The 17850-nt window shown below is 65.5% G+C and carries 18 protein-coding genes and 1 pseudogene; 17 read left to right on the plus strand and 2 right to left on the minus strand.

The window, feature by feature from the left end; translation table 11 throughout:
• The first annotated feature begins 281 nt into the window (after positions 1 to 281).
• The 13 genes from rpsF to P9230_RS13055 all read left to right on the plus strand — a co-directional run bounded on the left by rpsF (position 282) and on the right by P9230_RS13055 (position 12265).
• Positions 282 to 776 (plus strand): 30S ribosomal protein S6, encoded by a 495-nt coding sequence (gene rpsF / locus P9230_RS12995; protein WP_066995640.1) that lies wholly within the window; start codon positions 282 to 284, stop codon positions 774 to 776.
• Positions 776 to 1024, plus strand: coding sequence for a 30S ribosomal protein S18 (gene rpsR / locus P9230_RS13000; protein WP_006203718.1), 249 nt, complete (start codon positions 776 to 778; stop codon positions 1022 to 1024). The genes rpsF and rpsR overlap by 1 nt, the downstream gene beginning before the upstream one ends.
• Before the next feature lie 207 nt (positions 1025 to 1231).
• Positions 1232 to 1816 carry a 50S ribosomal protein L9 gene (rplI, locus tag P9230_RS13005; protein ID WP_278119348.1) on the plus strand — a complete coding sequence of 195 codons (585 nt, stop codon included), beginning with the start codon at positions 1232 to 1234 and terminating at the stop codon, positions 1814 to 1816.
• A gap of 231 nt (positions 1817 to 2047) precedes the next feature.
• Positions 2048 to 3331: a cyclopropane-fatty-acyl-phospholipid synthase family protein gene (locus tag P9230_RS13010; RefSeq protein ID WP_066995637.1), complete on the plus strand. Its 1284-nt coding sequence runs from the start codon at positions 2048 to 2050 to the stop codon at positions 3329 to 3331.
• 71 nt (positions 3332 to 3402) lie between these two features.
• Positions 3403 to 3726, plus strand: coding sequence for a YnfA family protein (locus tag P9230_RS13015; RefSeq protein WP_278119350.1), 324 nt, complete (start codon positions 3403 to 3405; stop codon positions 3724 to 3726).
• 1 nt (position 3727) lies between these two features.
• Positions 3728 to 4693, plus strand: a complete 966-nt coding sequence (locus P9230_RS13020) for a small ribosomal subunit Rsm22 family protein (protein WP_278119352.1) — start codon at positions 3728 to 3730, stop codon at positions 4691 to 4693.
• Positions 4694 to 4962: 269 nt separating this feature from the next.
• Positions 4963 to 6453 (plus strand): replicative DNA helicase, encoded by a 1491-nt coding sequence (locus P9230_RS13025; RefSeq protein WP_067330253.1) that lies wholly within the window; start codon positions 4963 to 4965, stop codon positions 6451 to 6453.
• A gap of 230 nt (positions 6454 to 6683) precedes the next feature.
• Positions 6684 to 8102 (plus strand): DNA repair protein RadA, encoded by a 1419-nt coding sequence (radA, locus tag P9230_RS13030; protein WP_095830298.1) that lies wholly within the window; start codon positions 6684 to 6686, stop codon positions 8100 to 8102.
• Positions 8103 to 8129: 27 nt separating this feature from the next.
• Positions 8130 to 8810: a CvpA family protein gene (locus tag P9230_RS13035; protein WP_095800084.1), complete on the plus strand. Its 681-nt coding sequence runs from the start codon at positions 8130 to 8132 to the stop codon at positions 8808 to 8810.
• A gap of 129 nt (positions 8811 to 8939) precedes the next feature.
• On the plus strand, positions 8940 to 10421 hold the full coding sequence (gene purF, locus P9230_RS13040) for an amidophosphoribosyltransferase (protein ID WP_278119355.1): 1482 nt from the start codon (positions 8940 to 8942) through the stop codon (positions 10419 to 10421).
• Positions 10422 to 10448: 27 nt separating this feature from the next.
• Positions 10449 to 11192 (plus strand): SDR family NAD(P)-dependent oxidoreductase, encoded by a 744-nt coding sequence (locus P9230_RS13045; RefSeq protein WP_067001369.1) that lies wholly within the window; start codon positions 10449 to 10451, stop codon positions 11190 to 11192.
• Between the two features lie 76 nt (positions 11193 to 11268).
• Positions 11269 to 11910 carry a hypothetical protein gene (locus tag P9230_RS13050; RefSeq protein ID WP_067330239.1) on the plus strand — a complete coding sequence of 214 codons (642 nt, stop codon included), beginning with the start codon at positions 11269 to 11271 and terminating at the stop codon, positions 11908 to 11910.
• A gap of 130 nt (positions 11911 to 12040) precedes the next feature.
• A complete protein-coding gene (locus P9230_RS13055; RefSeq protein ID WP_067001363.1) occupies positions 12041 to 12265 on the plus strand; it encodes a hypothetical protein in 225 nt (74 codons plus the stop codon).
• Between the two features lie 89 nt (positions 12266 to 12354).
• Here the strand turns inward: P9230_RS13055 and P9230_RS13060 are convergent.
• Positions 12355 to 12506, minus strand: a pseudogene (locus P9230_RS13060) (OsmC family peroxiredoxin); the annotation flags it as partial.
• A gap of 186 nt (positions 12507 to 12692) precedes the next feature.
• Here P9230_RS13060 and P9230_RS13065 point away from each other — a divergent pair.
• From P9230_RS13065 to P9230_RS13080, 4 genes are all read left to right on the plus strand, one after another.
• Positions 12693 to 13169: a VOC family protein gene (locus tag P9230_RS13065; protein ID WP_278119357.1), complete on the plus strand. Its 477-nt coding sequence runs from the start codon at positions 12693 to 12695 to the stop codon at positions 13167 to 13169.
• A 118-nt stretch (positions 13170 to 13287) separates the two neighbouring features.
• Positions 13288 to 14790 (plus strand): peptidase S10, encoded by a 1503-nt coding sequence (locus P9230_RS13070; protein WP_095800087.1) that lies wholly within the window; start codon positions 13288 to 13290, stop codon positions 14788 to 14790.
• A gap of 141 nt (positions 14791 to 14931) precedes the next feature.
• Complete coding sequence (locus tag P9230_RS13075) at positions 14932 to 15828, plus strand: DMT family transporter (RefSeq protein ID WP_095800088.1); 897 nt, start codon at positions 14932 to 14934, stop codon at positions 15826 to 15828.
• Between the two features lie 55 nt (positions 15829 to 15883).
• Positions 15884 to 16783, plus strand: a complete 900-nt coding sequence (locus tag P9230_RS13080; RefSeq protein ID WP_082954141.1) for a DMT family transporter — start codon at positions 15884 to 15886, stop codon at positions 16781 to 16783.
• A 147-nt stretch (positions 16784 to 16930) separates the two neighbouring features.
• On the opposite strand, the gene P9230_RS13085 is transcribed toward P9230_RS13080, so the two are convergent.
• Entirely contained in the window at positions 16931 to 17785 is an 855-nt protein-coding gene (locus tag P9230_RS13085; protein ID WP_127325460.1) for a LysR substrate-binding domain-containing protein, read from the minus strand.
• Positions 17786 to 17850: the final 65 nt, after the last annotated feature.

Below are 17850 nucleotides of genomic sequence, written 5' to 3' on the forward strand. Positions count from 1 at the left end.
ACTGCGGAGCCGCCGGCCCTCTCTGCCGCCCTTGCCTTCCTCACGAATTGCTGTATAGACGCCGGCAATCTGCCGGTCCTTGCTGGGGGCTGAACGGAGGGCCGTGGCCTTAGAGGGCCGCGTCATGAAGCCAGAAGCGCTTTGGGCCTCCCGTGTCTCCGCTCTCGACCGTCTCGTGATGCTCCTTTCTTCCCCGCGCGCCTTTGCGACCGGGTCAGACAAGTTGCAGAGGCTTAGCCGCGAGGGCCGGTGAGAGAAACGAAGAAAGGCAGAAAAACATAATGGCTCTTTACGAACATGTGTTTCTTGCCCGGCAGGACCTGTCGCAGCAGCAGGTTGATGCGCTTGTCGAACAGTACAAGGGCGTCATCGCCGCCAATGGCGGATCGGTCGGCCGGATCGAGAACTGGGGACTGAAGTCCCTCACCTACCGGGTCAAGAAGAACCGGAAGGCTTACTACACGCTGATGGACATCAACTGCCCGCCAGCCGCGCTCAACGAAATGGAGCGCCAGATGGGCCTGTCGGAAGACGTGCTGCGCTTCCTCACCATCAAGGTCGAGGCGCATGAGGAAGGCCCCTCGGCGATGATGCAGAAGCGCGAAGAGCGCTCCGAGCGCGGCGGCTTCGGCGACCGCGACCGTGGCGACCGTGGCCCGCGTTCGTTCGGCGACCGCGACCGCGGCGACCGTGGCCCGCGCTCGTTCGGCGACCGTGATGGCGGCGACCGTGGTCCGCGCCGCCCGCGCGAAAACGTTGAAGGGGGTGCAGAATAATGGTCGACATCAACCAGATCCCGACCCGGCGTCCGTTCCATCGCCGCCGCAAGACCTGCCCGTTCTCCGGCGCCAACGCTCCGAAGATCGACTACAAGGACGTGCGTCTGCTGCAGCGCTACATTTCCGAGCGCGGCAAGATCGTGCCGTCGCGCATCACCGCCGTCAGCCAGAAGAAGCAGCGCGAGCTCGCCAAGGCGATCAAGCGCGCCCGCTTCCTCGGCCTGCTGCCCTACGTGGTTCGCTAAGCTATTGATGCGGGCGGCTTGCCGCCCGCTTCGGCCCACGGCGACGGGCGCCGCAACGGGCAGGCTCAAATCCCGAGTTGAGGCCATAAACCTCTAACTGCCAAAACAGGCAGGACAGCGACACCGGCGAAGACGCCATTTGCTTCCTGACCTGTTCCCAAAGAATCCGCCGTCATCCGCGATGGCGCCAACCAAAGGAACGAAACCATGGAAGTCATTCTCCTCGAGCGCATTTCCCGCCTCGGCCAGATGGGCGAAACCGTCAAGGTCAAGGATGGGTTCGCCCGCAACTTCCTGCTGCCGCAGGGCAAGGCGCTGCGCGCCAACGAAGCCAACAAGAAGAAGTTCGAGGGCCAGCGCGCCCAGCTCGAAGCCCGCAACCTCGAGCGCAAGTCGGAGGCTGCGCAGATCGCCGAGAAGCTCGACGGCAAGAGCTTCATCGTCGTGCGCTCGGCCGGCGAGACCGGCCAGCTCTACGGCTCGGTGTCGACCCGCGACATCGCCGAACTGCTGACCGCCGAGGGCTTCACCGTTAGCCGCAACCAGATCGAGCTCAACCAGCCGATCAAGACCATCGGCCTCTCCAACGTGGCGATCGCGCTGCATCCTGAAGTCGAGGTCACAGTGACGCTCAACGTCGCCCGCTCGGCCGATGAGGCGGAGCGCCAGGCCAAGGGCGAGACGCTGACGACGGCCGAAGCCATCTATGGCGAAGACATCAACGACAACGCCCGGCCGGAGAACTTCTTCGACCCGAACGCCGAATTCGAAGGCGGCGAGGACAACGCCTGATCGACAAGGCAGGAGCCGTGCTCCGGCTCCTCCTGCGTCCAGCGCCGACTGGACCAACGCCCGGGTCTTCGACCCGGGCTTTTTTGTGCCAATAGGAACTTTTCTAATCCCTATATCTTGTTGCAGATTACGGCGTGGCGCGTCGATTGGACGCGGGCGATGCGCTGTGGCAACTTTCGATTTGGCATTCGGTCCGACTGCCGGATGGTCCGTCTGAGGGGACATTTGGTCATGAACATCCTGTTGAAACACGTTCTCGAACGGCTGGTGCGGACCGGCGACCTCAAAGTGACCGGGCCGAAAGGCACGACGCATAAGTTCGGCGACGGCAGCGGCGAACCGGTACACATCCACATCAAGACCATGCATGCCGAGCGCGCGATCACCTTCGATCCGATGCTGGCCGTGCCCGAAGCCTATATGGACGGCGAACTGGACATCCCCGAGGGCGGCGTCCTCGGGGTGATGCGGATCGCTTTCCAGAATATGGGCAGCGGCGGCATCGACGTGACCTGGTCGAAGGCCATCGAAGGTCTGCGCCATGCTTTCCGCCGCCTGCAGCAGATCAACACGGCGTCGAGATCTCGCCGCAACGTGCAGCGCCACTACGACCTCTCCGGCGAACTCTACAAGCTCTTCCTCGACGAGGACATGCAGTATTCCTGCGCCTATTTCGAACAGCCCGACATGACGCTGGACGAAGCGCAGGTCGCCAAGAAGCGCCACATCGCCGCCAAGCTGAGACTCAAGGCCGGCCAGACGGTGCTCGATATCGGCTCCGGCTGGGGCGGCCTCGGGCTTTATCTCGCCAAGGCCTTCGACGTCGACGTGCAGGGCGTGACGCTATCCACCGAGCAGCAGGGCGTCTCCACCGACCGCGCACATGCACTGGGCCTGCAGGACCGCGCGCATTTCGACCTCAAGGATTATCGCGCGCTCAACGAACGCTTCGACCGCATCGTCTCGGTCGGCATGTTCGAGCATGTCGGCGTCAACCACTACCGGACTTTCTTCGACAAGGCGGCGACGCTGCTCAAGCCCGACGGCGTGATGCTGCTCCACACCATCGGCCGGTCCGGCGTGCCGTGGGCGACCAGCGCCTTCATCCGCAAATACATCTTCCCAGGCGGCTACGTCCCGTCGATGTCGGAAGTGCTGCCCGCGATTGAGAAATCAGGCCTTATCGTCACGGACATCGAGATTCTCAGGCTTCACTACGCCGACACGCTGAAGCATTGGGGCCAGCGCTTTGCCGCCAACCGCGACAAGGCTAAGGCTATCTATGACGAGCGCTTCTGCCGCATGTGGGAGTTCTACCTCGCGGCCTCGGAAGCCGCCTTCCGCTGGCAGGACCTGGTGATCTTCCAGTTCCAGATCGCCAAGAAGAACGACACGCTGCCGATGACGCGCGACTATATGGCCAAATGCGAGAAGGCGCTGGAATTGCGCGACCTCGGCCATCAGGAGCCGGCGACGCCCGCCGTCAAGCCGACCCGCCGCAAGAAGGTGGAATAGAACGGCGGCGATTGCCGCTTGCCATTGCGGCCTGACGCCACGAAAAAGGTCTCGTTCGCGAGGCCTTTTTCATGAACTACCTAATCTACATCGCGGCGGCACTTGCCGAGATCGCCGGCTGCTTTTGCTTCTGGGCCTGGTGGCGGCTGGGGAAGTCGCCGCTCTGGCTGGTGCCAGGTCTGGCGTCGCTGGCATTGTTCGGCTTCCTTTTGGCGCTGGTCGACACGAGCGCCGCCGGTCGCGCTTACGCCGCCTATGGCGGCATCTACATTGGCGCTTCGCTCGGCTGGCTTTGGCTACCCGAAGGCGTGCGCCCCGACCGTTTCGACCTCGCCGGCGCCGCGCTCTCGATCGTCGGCGCCTCGGTGATCCTGCTCGCGCCAAGAGGAGCCTGAATTGGAACTGCCCACCGCGCTCCGGCAAGGCGTCGACAGCCTGCTCGAAAAAGTACCGCTGCCGGCGCTGAAACAGGCCGCGAGAACGCTTTCGGAACGCTATCGCGCTGAGTTGCGTGACGGCCGCCTGCATATGGGCGAAGACATGGCGGTGAAGGCTTACCTGGCGACCAGGCTGCCCGCCACCTATGCCGCCGTTCGCGCTTGCCTGGACGCGCTGGCGGACGCCCGTCCGGATTTCCCGCCGAAAAGCCTGCTCGATATCGGCGCCGGTCCTGGCACCATGCTTTGGGCCACGGCCGATACCTGGCCGGAGCTCGAACGGGCGGTTCTGGTCGAGGCAAGCGCGGCGGTGCGCAAGGTCGGCCAGTCGCTGGCCGCCGGCGCGATCGCTGCCCGCGCGAGCTGGGTAGCCGGCGACGCCACCATCGATCTCGACGGTTTCGACCCGGCGGACTTGATCAGCGTCGCCTATGTGCTCGACGAGATCGCGCCGGCCTCGCTGCCAAAACTCGTCGACCGGCTCTGGCGATTGACGGCCGACACGCTGCTGATCGTCGAGCCCGGCACGCCGGCCGGCTGGCAGCGTATCCTTGCCGCGCGCCGGCAGCTCATCGAAGCCGGCGCGCATGTCTCGGCGCCCTGCCCGCACGAGGCGCCCTGCCCGCTCGCTCCGCCAGACTGGTGCCATTTCTCGCGCCGCGTCGCGCGTTCGCGGCTGCATCGGCTCGCCAAGGACGCCGACGTGCCGTGGGAGGACGAGAAGTTCATCTACCTCGCCGCCTCGCGACTGCCGGCGCCGGCGCGCGCGTCACGAGTGATCGCGCCGCCAAAGGGCGGTTCGGGCAAAGTCGTGCTCAAGCTCTGCCAGCCCAACGGCCATGCCGGGGAGCGCCTCTCCAGCAAGCGCGACGGCGATGTCTTCAAGGCGGCGAGGCGGGCGGACTGGGGCGACACGCTTGGCTGAGCCGCTTGTGATTCAGGGGCGAGGCGACACGGCGCACACGAGCTTGCCACGACTGACATAGCCGGCATCGCATTTTCCTGTTTTGTTCTCGCTCGAGGCCCGCTAGGGTTGCGCACTTCGATTCGAGTCAATGACGATTCTTTCCACGGAAAAATTTCGGTTGTGAATCGCGAGCATCGAAGCCGGTTGGAACCTCACTGTTGCAGATAAGTCAACACCGATTTTTCCAGTTCTGATATCGAGGAAGCGGGATCGAAATCGGGGACATCATGGCTGAAGCAGCGCGCAAGCTCGGCGTGGCGGAGCAACCGCTCTACCGCGAGGCACCGAACAACATCGAGGCCGAGCAGGCGCTGCTTGGCGCAATTCTGGTCAACAACGACGCCTTCTACCGCGTCTCGGATTTCCTCAAGCCCGCGCATTTCTACGAGCCGCTGCACCGCAAGATCTTCGAGGTCGCGGCAGAGCTCATCCGCATGGGCAAGATCGCGACGCCGATCACGCTGAAGACCTTCCTGCCGGCGGAAGAGAAGGTCGGCGACATGACGGTGGCGCAGTATGTCGTGCGGCTCGCCGTCGAGGCGGTCACAGTCGTCAACGCGGCCGATTACGGACGAGCCATCTACGACCTCGCCACGCGCCGGGCGCTGATCACCGTCGGCGAGGACATGGTCAACATCGCCTATGACGCGCCGGTCGACATGTCGCCCTCGGAGCAGATCGAGGACGCCGAGCGGCGCCTGTTCGAGCTCGCGGAGACCGGCCGCTACGACGGCGGCTTCGAGAGCTTCAACGACGCGGTCAAAACCGCCGTCGACATGGCCAACGCCGCCTATATGCGCGACGGCCATCTGTCAGGCATCGCCACAGGCCTGCGCGATCTCGACCGCCGCATGGGCGGCCTGCAGCCTTCCGACCTGATCGTGCTTGCCGGGCGCCCCGGCATGGGCAAGACCTCCTTGGCCACCAACATCGCCTTCAATATCGCCGAGGCCTATCAACCGGCGCAGCAGGCCGACGGCACCTTCAAGGCGGCCAATGGCGGCGTGGTCGGCTTCTTCTCGCTCGAAATGTCGTCGGAACAGCTCGCCACCCGCATCATCTCCGAGCAGACCGAAATCTCGTCATCGAAGATCCGCCGCGGCGAAATCTCCGAGATGGATTTCGAGAAGCTGGTCGCCTGTTCGCAGACGATGCAGAAGATCCCGCTGTTCATCGACCAGACCGGCGGCATCTCGATCGCGCAGCTCTCCGCGCGGGCGCGGCGGCTGAAGCGCCAGCGCGGCCTCGACCTGATCGTCATCGACTATATCCAGCTGATGCAGGGCTCGAGCGCGCGCGCCTCGCAGAACCGCGTGCAGGAAATCACCGAGATCACCACGGGCCTGAAGGCTCTAGCCAAGGAGCTCGGCGTGCCGATCATCGCGCTGTCGCAGCTGTCGCGTCAGGTCGAAAGCCGCGACGACAAGCGGCCGCAGCTCTCGGACCTGCGCGAATCCGGTTCGATCGAGCAGGACGCCGACGTGGTGCTGTTCGTCTACCGCGAGGAATACTACCTCAAGAACCGCGAGCCGAAGCTCGGCACCGACGAATACATCAAGTGGGAAAACGAGATGAACGAGGCGCGCGGCAAGGCCGAGTGCATCGTGGCCAAGCAGCGTCACGGACCGACCGGCACCGTCAGCCTCGCCTTCCATGGCGAGTTCACGCGGTTCTCGGACCTGGCCGAGGAGCATCATTTGCCGGAGAGGTTTGAGTAGTTTTTGGCCCACGTCAGCGCTCCGTCACACCCCCCTCTGTCCTGCCGGACATCTCCCCCGCAAGGGGGGAGATTGGCTGTCGCCACGACCTTCGCCAATCGCCGCCGTTGCAAGAAGAGCGCCGGCGGCCAAGCTGCTGATCTCCCCCCTTGCGGGGGAGATGGCCGGCAGGCCAGAGGGGGGTGGGCGGGAACGCCGGCCTTCGAAAATTTGCGATCGGCCCAACGCTAATGGCCAAATCGCGCGTTCAGTTCATCTGTCAGAATTGCGGCTCGGTGCATCAGCGCTGGGCCGGCAAATGCGACGCCTGCGGCGAGTGGAACACGCTGGTCGAGGAAGGCACCGCGGGCGGCATCGGCTCGGGGCCGGCCAACACCCGCAATGCCCGCAAGGGCCGCGCCGTGGTGCTCACCAGCCTGGCCGGCGACATCGAGGACGCGCCGCGCATCGTCTCCGGCATCGGCGAGCTCGACCGCGCCACCGGCGGCGGCTTCGTGCGCGGCTCCGCCCTTCTGGTCGGCGGCGATCCCGGCATCGGCAAGTCGACGCTGCTGACGCAGGCCGCAGCCGCTTTGGCCTCGAAAGGCCACCGCATCGTCTATGTTTCGGGTGAGGAAGCTGTCGCGCAGATCAGGCTGCGTGCTCAGCGCCTCGGTGTCGCCTCGACGCCGGTCGAACTCGCCGCCGAGACCAATGTCGAGGACATCCTCGCGACAATCGCCGACGGCAAGCGGCCGGACCTGGTGATCCTCGATTCCATCCAGACGCTGTGGACCGATCTTGCCGATTCGGCGCCCGGCACGGTCACCCAGGTGCGCGCGGCCGCCCAGGCGATGATCCGCTATGCGAAATCCACCGGCGCCGCGATCGTGCTCGTCGGCCATGTCACCAAGGAAGGCCAGATCGCCGGCCCGCGCGTCGTCGAGCACATGGTCGACGGCGTGCTCTATTTCGAGGGCGAAGGCAACCACCACTTCCGCATCCTGCGCACGGTGAAGAACCGCTTTGGGCCGACCGACGAGATCGGCGTCTTCGAGATGTCGGACAAGGGCCTGCGCGAGGTCGCCAATCCATCCGAGCTGTTCCTCGGCGAGCGGCATGCGAAGTCGCCCGGCGCCGCCGTCTTCGCCGGCATGGAAGGCACAAGGCCGGTGCTGGTCGAGATCCAGGCGCTGGTGGCGCCCTCTTCGCTCGGCACGCCGCGCCGCGCCGTCGTCGGCTGGGACGGCGCGCGGCTCTCCATGGTGCTGGCGGTGCTGGAAGCGCATTGCGGCGTCCGCTTCGGCCAGCACGACGTCTATCTCAATGTCGCCGGCGGCTACCGCATCTCGGAACCGGCGGCCGATCTCGCGGTCGCCGCAGCATTGGTTTCGTCGCTCACCGGTCTTGCCCTTCCCGCCGATTGCGTCTATTTCGGCGAAATCAGCCTTTCGGGCGCGGTAAGGCCGGTTGCGCATGCGCAGCAGCGCCTTAAAGAGGCCGAAAAGCTGGGTTTCGGAAGCGCGGTGCTGCCGCTCGGCAGCGAGGAAGTCGTTGGCGGTAATGGGGCCGGGGGAATCGCGGCCGGCGCTTTCCAGCCCACCGAGCTTGCCGACCTGGTGGCGCGCATAGCCGGCTCACGGCGCAGTCGCGCCGACGAGGGGGAGTGATGCAGCTCATGATGTGGGGCGAAAGATATGCCGATTACGCTGCTTGACGGAATTCTCGTCGGCTTCACCCTGGTCTCGGCGATGCTTGCCATGGTGCGCGGCTTTTCCCGCGAGGTGCTGTCGGTGGTATCTTGGGCAGCGGCTGCGGCGGCGGCCTTCTTCTTCTACAAGCCGGTCCTGCCGTACGTTCAGCCCTATGTCGACAACGACAAGATCGCCATGGCCGCGGCGGCGGGCATCGTCTTTGTCATCGCGCTGATCGTCGTCTCGGTGATCACCATGAAGATTGCCGACTGGATCATCGATTCGCGCATCGGCGCGCTCGATCGCACGCTCGGTTTCCTCTACGGCGCGGCGCGCGGCATCCTGGTCGTCGCGGTGGCGCTATTGTTCTTCAACTGGCTGGCCGGCGCCAAGGCGCCCGCCTGGGTTGCCAACGCCAAGTCGCGGCCGCTGCTCGAGACGATCGGCGCCAAGCTCGAAAGCGTGCTGCCCGAGAACACGGAAGAGCTGGTCAACAAATACACGCGTAAGGGCACGCCCCAGGCCGGCGCGCCGGCGACCACCGACCAGCCCGCGGCCGAACCGCCGGCGACCGGCGACGACAGCGCGACGGCGCCCGACGACAGCGAAGGCGCAGCGCCGGCCGACAATGAGCCGGCTCCAGCCCCCGCCCCGGCTCCCGCCACCCCGGCGCCGGCAAACTGAGGCGCCGGCAAACTGAAACCAGGCCAGTTCCGGCACTGGCCTGGGGCATGTTATGGATGCGGCATCGCATGCGTTGCGTTCGATGAGCGATCGCCTTATATGGCGGTTTTAGCGGAGCTTGAGCCCCAGATGGCAGACTCAACGGCAGACGCAGGCAAAGTCCTTTCCGCCGAGGCCGATGACCATTTCCATGACGAATGCGGCGTGTTCGGCATTTACGGCCGGCAGGACGCGGCAGCCATCGTCACACTCGGGCTTCACGCGCTCCAGCATCGCGGTCAGGAAGCCGCCGGCATCGTTTCCTATGACGGCACCCAGTTCCACGTCGAGCGTCATGTCGGGCTGATCGGCGACACCTTCACCAAACAGAACGTCATCGATCGCCTGCAGGGCAACCGCGCCATCGGCCACACCCGCTACGCCACCACCGGCGGCGCGGGCCTGCGCAACATCCAGCCCTTCTTCGCCGAGTTGGCCGAAGGCGGCCTTGCCGTCGCCCATAACGGCAACCTCACCAATGCGCTCACCGTCCAGCGCGCATTGCAGAAACAGGGCTCGATCTTCTCCTCCACCTCCGACACCGAGACGCTGCTGCATCTGGTCGCCACCAGCAAGGAGCGCGATTTGAACTCGCGTTTCATCGACGCCGTTCGTCAGGTCGAGGGCGCCTTCTCGCTGGTCGCGATGACGGCCAAGAAGATGATCGGCTGCCGCGATCCGCTCGGCATCCGTCCGCTGGTGCTCGGCGACCTCGACGGCGCCTGGATACTCGCTTCGGAAACCTGCGCCCTCGACATCATCGGCGCTCGTTTCGTGCGCGACATCAAGCCGGGCGAGATGGTGGTCATCACCTCCAAGGGCATCGAGAGCCTGTTCCCATTCGAGCCGCAGAAGACCCGCTTTTGCATCTTCGAATATGTCTATTTCGCGCGGCCGGATTCCTCGGTCGAGGGCCGCAACGTCTATGAGGTCCGCAAGCGCATCGGCGCGGAGCTGGCGCAGGAAAACCCGGTCGAGGCCGACATCGTCGTGCCGGTGCCGGATTCCGGCACGCCGGCCGCGATCGGCTTCAGCCAGGCCGCGGGCATTCCCTTCGAGCTTGGCATCATCCGCAACCACTATGTCGGCCGCACCTTCATCCAGCCGGGCGATTCCATCCGCCACATGGGCGTGAAGCTCAAGCACAACGCCAACCGCCGCATGATCGAGGGCAAGCGCGTGGTGCTGGTCGACGATTCCATCGTGCGCGGCACCACCAGCCAAAAGATCGTGCAGATGGTGCGAGACGCCGGCGCGAAGGAGGTGCATATGCGCATCGCATCGCCGCCGACCAGCGCATCGTGCTTCTACGGCGTCGACACGCCGGAGAAATCGAAGCTTCTGGCATCGCGCATGTCGGTCGAGGAGATGGCCGAGTTCATCCGCGTCGATTCGCTCGGGTTTTTGTCAATCGACGGGCTCTACCGCGCCGTCGGCGAGGCGCGCCGCGACAACGACCAGCCGCAATTCTGCGACGCCTGCTTCACCGGCCAGTATCCTACCCGCCTGCTCGACTTCGAAGGCCACGACAACGTGCGCACGCTGTCGCTGCTGGCGAGCGGCGGGTCGTAAGCCGGTCCACCCCACGGAATCCCTCACATGACCCTCGACCTTTCCGGCCGCGTCGCGGTCGTCACAGGCGCCTCGCGCGGCATCGGTTACTTCATCGCCAGGGAACTGGCTGCCGCCGGCGCGCATGTCGTCGCGGTCGCCCGCACCGTCGGCGGGCTGGAAGAGCTTGACGATGCGATCAAGGCCGACGGCCGCGGACAGGCCACGCTGGTGCCGCTCGACCTCGCCGACATGGCGGGCATCGACCGGCTGGGCGGCGCGATCCACGAGCGCTGGGGAAAGCTCGACATCCTGGTCGCCAATGCCGGTATACTCGGGGTGATCTCGCCGATCGGCCATGTCGAAGCAAAAACCTTCGATAAGGTAATGACCGTCAACGTCACCGCGACCTGGCGCCTGATCCGTTCGGTCGATCCGTTGCTTCGGCTCTCCGACGCCGGACGCGCGATCATCATGTCCTCCAACGCGGCGCACTCGGCGCGCGCCTTCTGGGCGCCCTACGCGGCTTCCAAGGCCGCGGTGGAGACGATGATGCGCTCCTGGGCGCATGAGACCGAGAGCCTGCCGCTTCGGGTCAACGCCGCCGATCCGGGCGCCACCCGCACCGCAATGCGCGCTCAGGCCATGCCGGGCGAGGATCCCGAGACGCTGCCGCATCCGTCCGAGATCGCCAAACGCATCGTGCCGCTGGCAAGCCCGGACTTGAAGGAAACCGGGCTGATCTTCCAGGCCAGGCACAACCGTTTCGTCGCCTATCGGCAACCGGAATAAACCTGCCTCAAGGCGGATGAAACAGACCTCCCGCTACGTTCTTCGAATGTAGAACATTCGAAACCGGAGGACCGACATGCGCAGACTTCTTCTCGTTGCCGCCACCGCCATTACCGCCGCACTCGCCGCCACGGCAGGCGCGGCCCTGTCGCAAGACGCCAAGATGAGCTTCTTCGTCACCAGCGTCGGCTCCGGCAAGGGCGCCGATCTCGGCGGCCTCAAGGGTGCGGACGCGCATTGCGCCTCGCTGGCAGAAGCGGCCGGTGTCACCGGCAAGACCTGGCACGCCTATCTCTCCTCCAGCGCCGAGGATGCGCGCGACCGCATCGGCAAGGGTCCCTGGTTCAATGCCAAGGGCGAGAAGATCGCCGACGACGTCGCCTCGCTGCACAGCGACGCCAACGCCATCAGCAAGCAGACGGCGCTTACCGAGAAGGGCGAAGTCGTCAACGGCCGCGGCGACAAGCCCAACCGCCACGACGTGCTGACCGGCTCCAAGCCCGATGGCACCAAGATCGCCGACCAGACCTGCGGCGACTGGACGATGAGCGGCGCGGAAGGGGCAGCCATGACGGGCCATCACGACCGAGTCGGCCTCGACGAATCGGCCGCGGCGAAGTCGTGGAATTCCTCACATGCTTCGCGCGGCGGCTGCAGCCAGGAGGCGCTGAGAGGCACGGGCGGCGACGGCCTGTTCTACTGCTTCGCTGTCGAATAAGCGTCCGGCCAGCGGTCGTTCACGGGTCTGTGACCAGGGCGGGGGAGCGTATGCCGCCGCCCTGCTTTCGCCATTTGCTGGGAGTTGCTAGCATCGACCCGACTCCGACATCCAGCAAAGAGGAATTCCCATGGCTGCCACCCCCAGCGTAGCGTTGGTCTGGTATCTTGTGATCGCCGGCCCGCAGGGCGGCATGGCGGTGCTGCCCAGCACCTTCGACACCCGCGAACAGTGCACCAACGCGATTGCCGAATATCAGAAGCAACCGACGCCGCAGGGTTGGGCCGTGCAGTGCGTGCCGAGCGCCTCGCCTTTCACCGACGAAGGGGATGCGGAAGTGCCATCGGCACAGTAGCGCCAGCTGATCTCCCCCTCGTGAGCCCTTGTGAGGAGGAAGTGGCCGGGAAGCGGCCGGAAGGGGTCGTCGCGCGTTGGCGCGCCGGCTCCTGTCGCCGAATGGAGTTCCGCCACCGCAAGCGCCTCCACCTTGCAGGCGATCAACTGACCGTCGAGCCTGCCTCTGGCCCCGAGTGTGATCAGCGCCTTGACCTGGTCGAGCCTCCTTCAGCGGTGCCTGCAGATGCGGTGGCGTCCATTTGCATCCCTTCCGCAGTTTTCGGTGCCTTGACAGCACGGAGATGCTGGCGGGACAGCGCGCCTCTGCCCCGCCGGGCATCGGACGACACCGTCGCCGATTTCCAAACTCGAAAGCGAGATACCCTGTCGGGTCGAGCGAAACTCGATCGTCCTTGGGCCGTTGCCAGACAGGAAGGAGATCCAGCATGGCCAAGGTGACCTCGCATCTGTGGTTCGAAAAGGACGCGCGGCAAGCGGTGGAATTCTATGTCGCCACCATTCCCAATTCAGCGATCGGCCGCACGACCGATGTGCCGGCGGACAATCCGAGCGGCCCCGCCGGCAGCGTCAAGATCATCGAATTCGTGCTCGACGACCAGAATTTCGTCGCGCTCGAAGCCGGTCCGCTCGATCCGTTCAACCATTCCTTCTCGATCCTCGTCGAGCTCGATAACCAGGCCGAGATCGACCGCATCTGGAACGCCTTTCTCGGCAATGGCGGCAAGCCCGAGCAATGCGGCTCGCTGAAGGACCGCTGGGGCCTGTCCTGGCAGATCGTGCCAAAAATCCTCGGCGACATGGCCGCACATCCCGACCGCGAACGCGCCAAACGCGCCACCGAGGCGATGCTGGGCATGGTGAAGATCGATGTCGCGGCGCTGGAGCGAGCGTTTGGGGGGTGAAGCTGCCAATCTCCCCCGCGACGGGAGAGATCGAAGTTCCAACGCAGCGCCAAGCCTATCCCCTTTGACTTCGGCCGCCCCGGCCATACCTTTGCGGGGTCATTCCCGCGGAGGTCGCATGCGGTCCAAGTTGAAGCTCCTGCCCTTCATCCTCCTGGCGCTCACAGCCTTTGCGCAGCCAGTCGGCGCCGAAACACCTGAACGGCCGGCGCCGGCCGGCGGCGTGTTGTCGCTTTTGCCGCCGCCGCAGGTCACCGAGCATTCGATCACCCTTGGCGGGCGCAAGCTCGACTACCAGGCCAAGGCCGGCACGCTGTCGCTGCTTTCCGGCAAGGGCGAGGTCACGGCCGAGATCTTCTACGTCGCCTACACGCAGCAGTCGCCTGCCCCGGCCAAAGAGCGGCCGATCACCTTCGTCTTCAACGGCGGGCCGGGCGCGGCCTCCGCCTACCTGCATCTCGGCGCGATTGGCCCGCGCATCGTTGCGACCGCTGCCGACGGCCAATTCCTGCCGCCGCCACAAAGGCTCATCGACAATCCGGACAGTTGGCTCGACATGACCGATCTCGTCTTCGTCGATCCGGTCGGCACCGGCTACAGCCGCGAAGCGCCGGGCCAGGACACGAAAGGGTTCTGGGGCGTCGACCAGGACGCCAGCTCGGTCGGCGCTTTCATACGGCTCTATCTGGCGCAGAACGGCCGCACCGCTTCACCGCTCTTCCTCGCCGGCGAAAGCTATGGCGGCTTTCGCGCCGCGCTGCTCGCCAGGACGCTGCAGGAGGATGTCGGCTTGAGCCCCTCCGGCATCGTGCTGATCTCGCCGGCGCTGGAGTTCATGCTGGTGCGGCCGGACCAATTCGATCAATTGCACTGGGCGCTCGAACTGCCTTCGCTGGCGGCGGTGCGGCTTCGCGCCGACGGCGTCAGCGGCGAGGCGCTGCGCGACAGACTGGCCGAGGTCGAACGCTATGCGCTTGGCGACTATCTGACGGCTCTCGCCAGCGGGCTGGAGCAAGGCGGCAAGCTCGCCAGCGGGCGCGTGGCGGAAATCACCGGCCTGCCGCTCGATCTCGTCGAGCGCAATTTCGCCCGTGTCCCTACCGGCCTGTTCACCCGCGAGTTCCAGCGCGCCAAGGGCAAGGTGCTCAGCCCTTACGATGCCACGATCAGCACCGCCGATATCTCGCCGGGCAGCGCCCGCATAGAAGGCCCGGACCCGGTGCTTGACCGCAGTGTGCCGGTGCTGACCTCGGCCTTTGTCGCTTACGCCCGTAACGAACTGAATTATCGCACGGATGTCAGCTACCGGCTGCTCAACGGCGAGATCAGTCGCAATTGGGAGTACGGCACCTCGGGGCAAGGCTATGCCGGGGCGATGAACGACCTGCAGCGGGCGCGTTCGCTCAACCCCTCGCTCGGCGTGGTCATCGTCAACGGCTATACCGACCTGGTGACGCCCTATCTCGCTTCGCGCTATCTGGTGAACCAGCTTCCCTCGCTCGCCGACGCCAAACCGATCCGGCTCGATGTCGTGGAGGGCGGCCACATGATGTACCTCAGGCCCGACGGAAGGCGCGCGCTGAAGGAGGCAGCCTCCGAGCTCTACCAGGCGACGCAGTAAGCGCTTCTCGATCGGCCACGAGGGCTCTGCCCCAACGCAAGCGCCGCGCTGGAACAGCGCCGTAGAAGCTTTCGCCCGTATAGCTGGCAGAAGTGGATCCGATGGGGCGGAGCCGCCTCCACGCTGGCAAATCGATACCGCATGGCCGATGTCGTCGTCCTCGAAAGCCGCGAAAGGGTGCTGGCCGGCATCCTGTTCACCGCGGCCGCCTATTTCCTGTTTTCGGCGCAGGATGCCTCGATCAAGCTGTTGGTGGCCGGCATGACGGTGTGGCAGATCATGTTCTTCCGCTCGGTCACCGTCCTTGCCGCCTGCGGCGCGATCGGCAGACGGACGCTGTTCGCCGACACCGCAAACTCGCCCATCGTGCGGCCGATGCTGGTGCGCAGCGCGTTCACGCTCGCGGCCTGGCTCTGCTACTACAACGCGGCACGCTCGCTGCAGCTCGCCGAGCTCACCACCATCTACTACGCCGCGCCGATCATCGTCACCGTGCTTTCAGTGGTGATGCTGGGCGAGACCGTGCCGCTCTTGCGCTGGGCGGCGGTGTTCGTCGGATTCGTTGGCGTCTTCATCGCCTGCGACCCGGCGCGTCTCGGCTTCTCCGTGCCGGTGCTGCTTGTGCTGGCGGCAGCGCTTTTGTGGGGCATCGCCGTGGTGCTCTTGCGCAAGACCGCGATGCAGGAGCGCACGACGATCCAGCTGGTGCTCAACAATTTCTACTTCCTGCTTTTTTCGGCAGTGCCGGCGCTGATCTGGTGGCGCATGCCCGACGCGCCGCAACTCATGCTTCTCATGAGCGTTGGCGCGCTCGGCGGCGTCGCGCAATACATGCTGTTCGAGGGCATGAAACGGGCGCCGGTGTCGATCGTGGCGCCATTCGAATACACCTCGCTGGTCTGGGCGTTTGCGCTGGGCTTCGCCATCTGGGGCGACGTGCCGAGAACCGAAGTTTTCACGGGCGCGGCTTTGATCATCGGCGCCGGCCTGCTGATCGTCGGCAACGAGCATTTCCGCAAACGGGTCGAGGACTCATGACAGAAGGCTGTCAGCAGGAGCGGCATAGTCTGGTACCATGACGGATACGGTCGACATGCCTGAAAAGCTTGCCAAGGGCACCGCCGACGCCACAGCCGAGCGCATGCTGGGCGTCGTGCTAGTCTCGGCCTCGGCCGTCGCCTTCGCGCTCACCGGCGTGCTGACCAAGTCGATCCATGCCGATCCGCTGACCATCACCTGCTGGCGCGGCTTCTTCGGCTCGATCCTGATTGCTCTTTACGTGCTGTGGCGCCGCCGCCGCTCGGGCGGGCGCGAGAGCCTCAGGCTCGGCTGGCGCGGCTGGCTGCTTGCGGTCGAGGGGGCTGCCGCCAGCATCGCCTTCATCGCGGCGTTCAAATACACCTATGTCGCCAATGTCGCGGTGATCTACGCCACCTCACCCTTCATAGCCGCACTGCTTGCCTTGCTGCTGGTGCGGGAAAAATTCCGGCTGCAGACGATGCTGGCGGCGGCCGTGTCGCTATGCGGCGTCGCCGTCATGGTGGGCGGCGGCTTTGGCAGCGGCCACCTGTTCGGCGACGGGCTGGCGCTTTTGATGACCACCGGCAGCGCGCTCTACATGATCATGGTGCGCGCCTTTCGCGACTCGCCCGTCGTCTGGGCCGGCGCGGTGTCGGCCTTCCTGCTCTTCGTCCTCGGCTGGTTCGTCACCGACCCGGTTGCCGTTTCGACCCGCGATATGGTGCTGCTTGCCACCTTCGGCTGCTCCTTCGCGCTGGCCTCGATCCTGTGGACCGAAGGTTCGCGGCTTATCCCCGCCGCCGAATCCGGCCTGCTCGGCTCGGCCGAAGTGCCGTTCGCCATCCTGTTCGCCTTGCTGTTCCTCGGCGAATTCCCACCGCTGGCCAGCATCGTCGGCGGCGCGATCGTGCTTTGCGCGGTTTTCGCGCACGCCGCACGCGACTGGTCGAGAGCCAAATCGACGCGTTCGTAAATTTTTTCGCGGTCACGGAACCATCACCCGACTCAGGCATTGTTAGATCGACGGGTCACCCCCCAAGTCCCCCCAAACCCCTCGACCCGTCCGACTAGAAGCCGACCCGCAAAAAGGTCGGCTTTTTCTTTGGGCGTTCCTGGCCGTTCAGGGCGGCAGCGCCAGGCCGGTGCCCAGAAGCTCCGCGAGATCCCGCGCCGGACGAGCCGCCTCGCGGCCGAGCCGGATGGCGAAGCCGGCCATTGGCAGCGGCGGCAGGTCGAGATGGGGAGACGCTTCCACGATACCGGAATGGGCAAGACGCCGGGTGCGCGGCGTCAGCGCGATGCCGGCATTGACCGCGCTGCGCAGGCCGGCAAGGCTGGAGCTGCCGGCAGCGATGCGGTAGCGGCGGCCGGCGGCGTCGAGTGCATTGAGCGCAGCCTCCCTGAAGCCGCAATATGGATCGAGCAGCGCCACCGGCACCACGTCCTGCCGCGTCGCCAGCCCTTTTTCCGAGCAGAGCCACAGCATCGGCTCGCTGATCAGGAACGCTTCATCCGGGGATGGCGCATGGCGCATGGTGATCGCGAGATCGAGCTGGCCCGCCTGCAGCGCGGACCCGAGCTCCAGGGAGCGGCCGACGCGCAGCTCGATCCTGACGCGCGGATGGCTGGCGGCGAAGGCGCGCAACAGCTCCGGCAGGCCATGATCGGCAAAGTCCTGCGTGGTTCCGATGGCGATGCGACCGCCGACGCGCGCGCCTTTCAGCGCCAGCCAGGCCTCGGTGTGGACGGCAAGGATGCGCCTGGCGTGTCCGACAAGGTCCTCGCCGGCAGGCGTCAGCCCGCGCGCACGTCCCTGGGGCGCGAGCAGCGGCTCGCCGACGACCTCCTCCAGCCGCTGCATCTGCGCCGTGACGGCGGATGGGGAGCGGCCAACAGCGGACGCCGCCCTGGCCAGGGAGCCGCCATCGACGAAGGCGAGGAAGGTTTTGAGCAGGTCGGGATCGAGAGTTTTCATAATTCGATAATATCGAAGTGATTGTCAAAAACAATTCGATTTTTTTGATGAATGGCTGGTGGCAC

The organism is Mesorhizobium sp. WSM4887, assembly GCF_029625865.1.
Classification (GTDB): Bacteria; Pseudomonadota; Alphaproteobacteria; order Rhizobiales; family Rhizobiaceae; genus Mesorhizobium.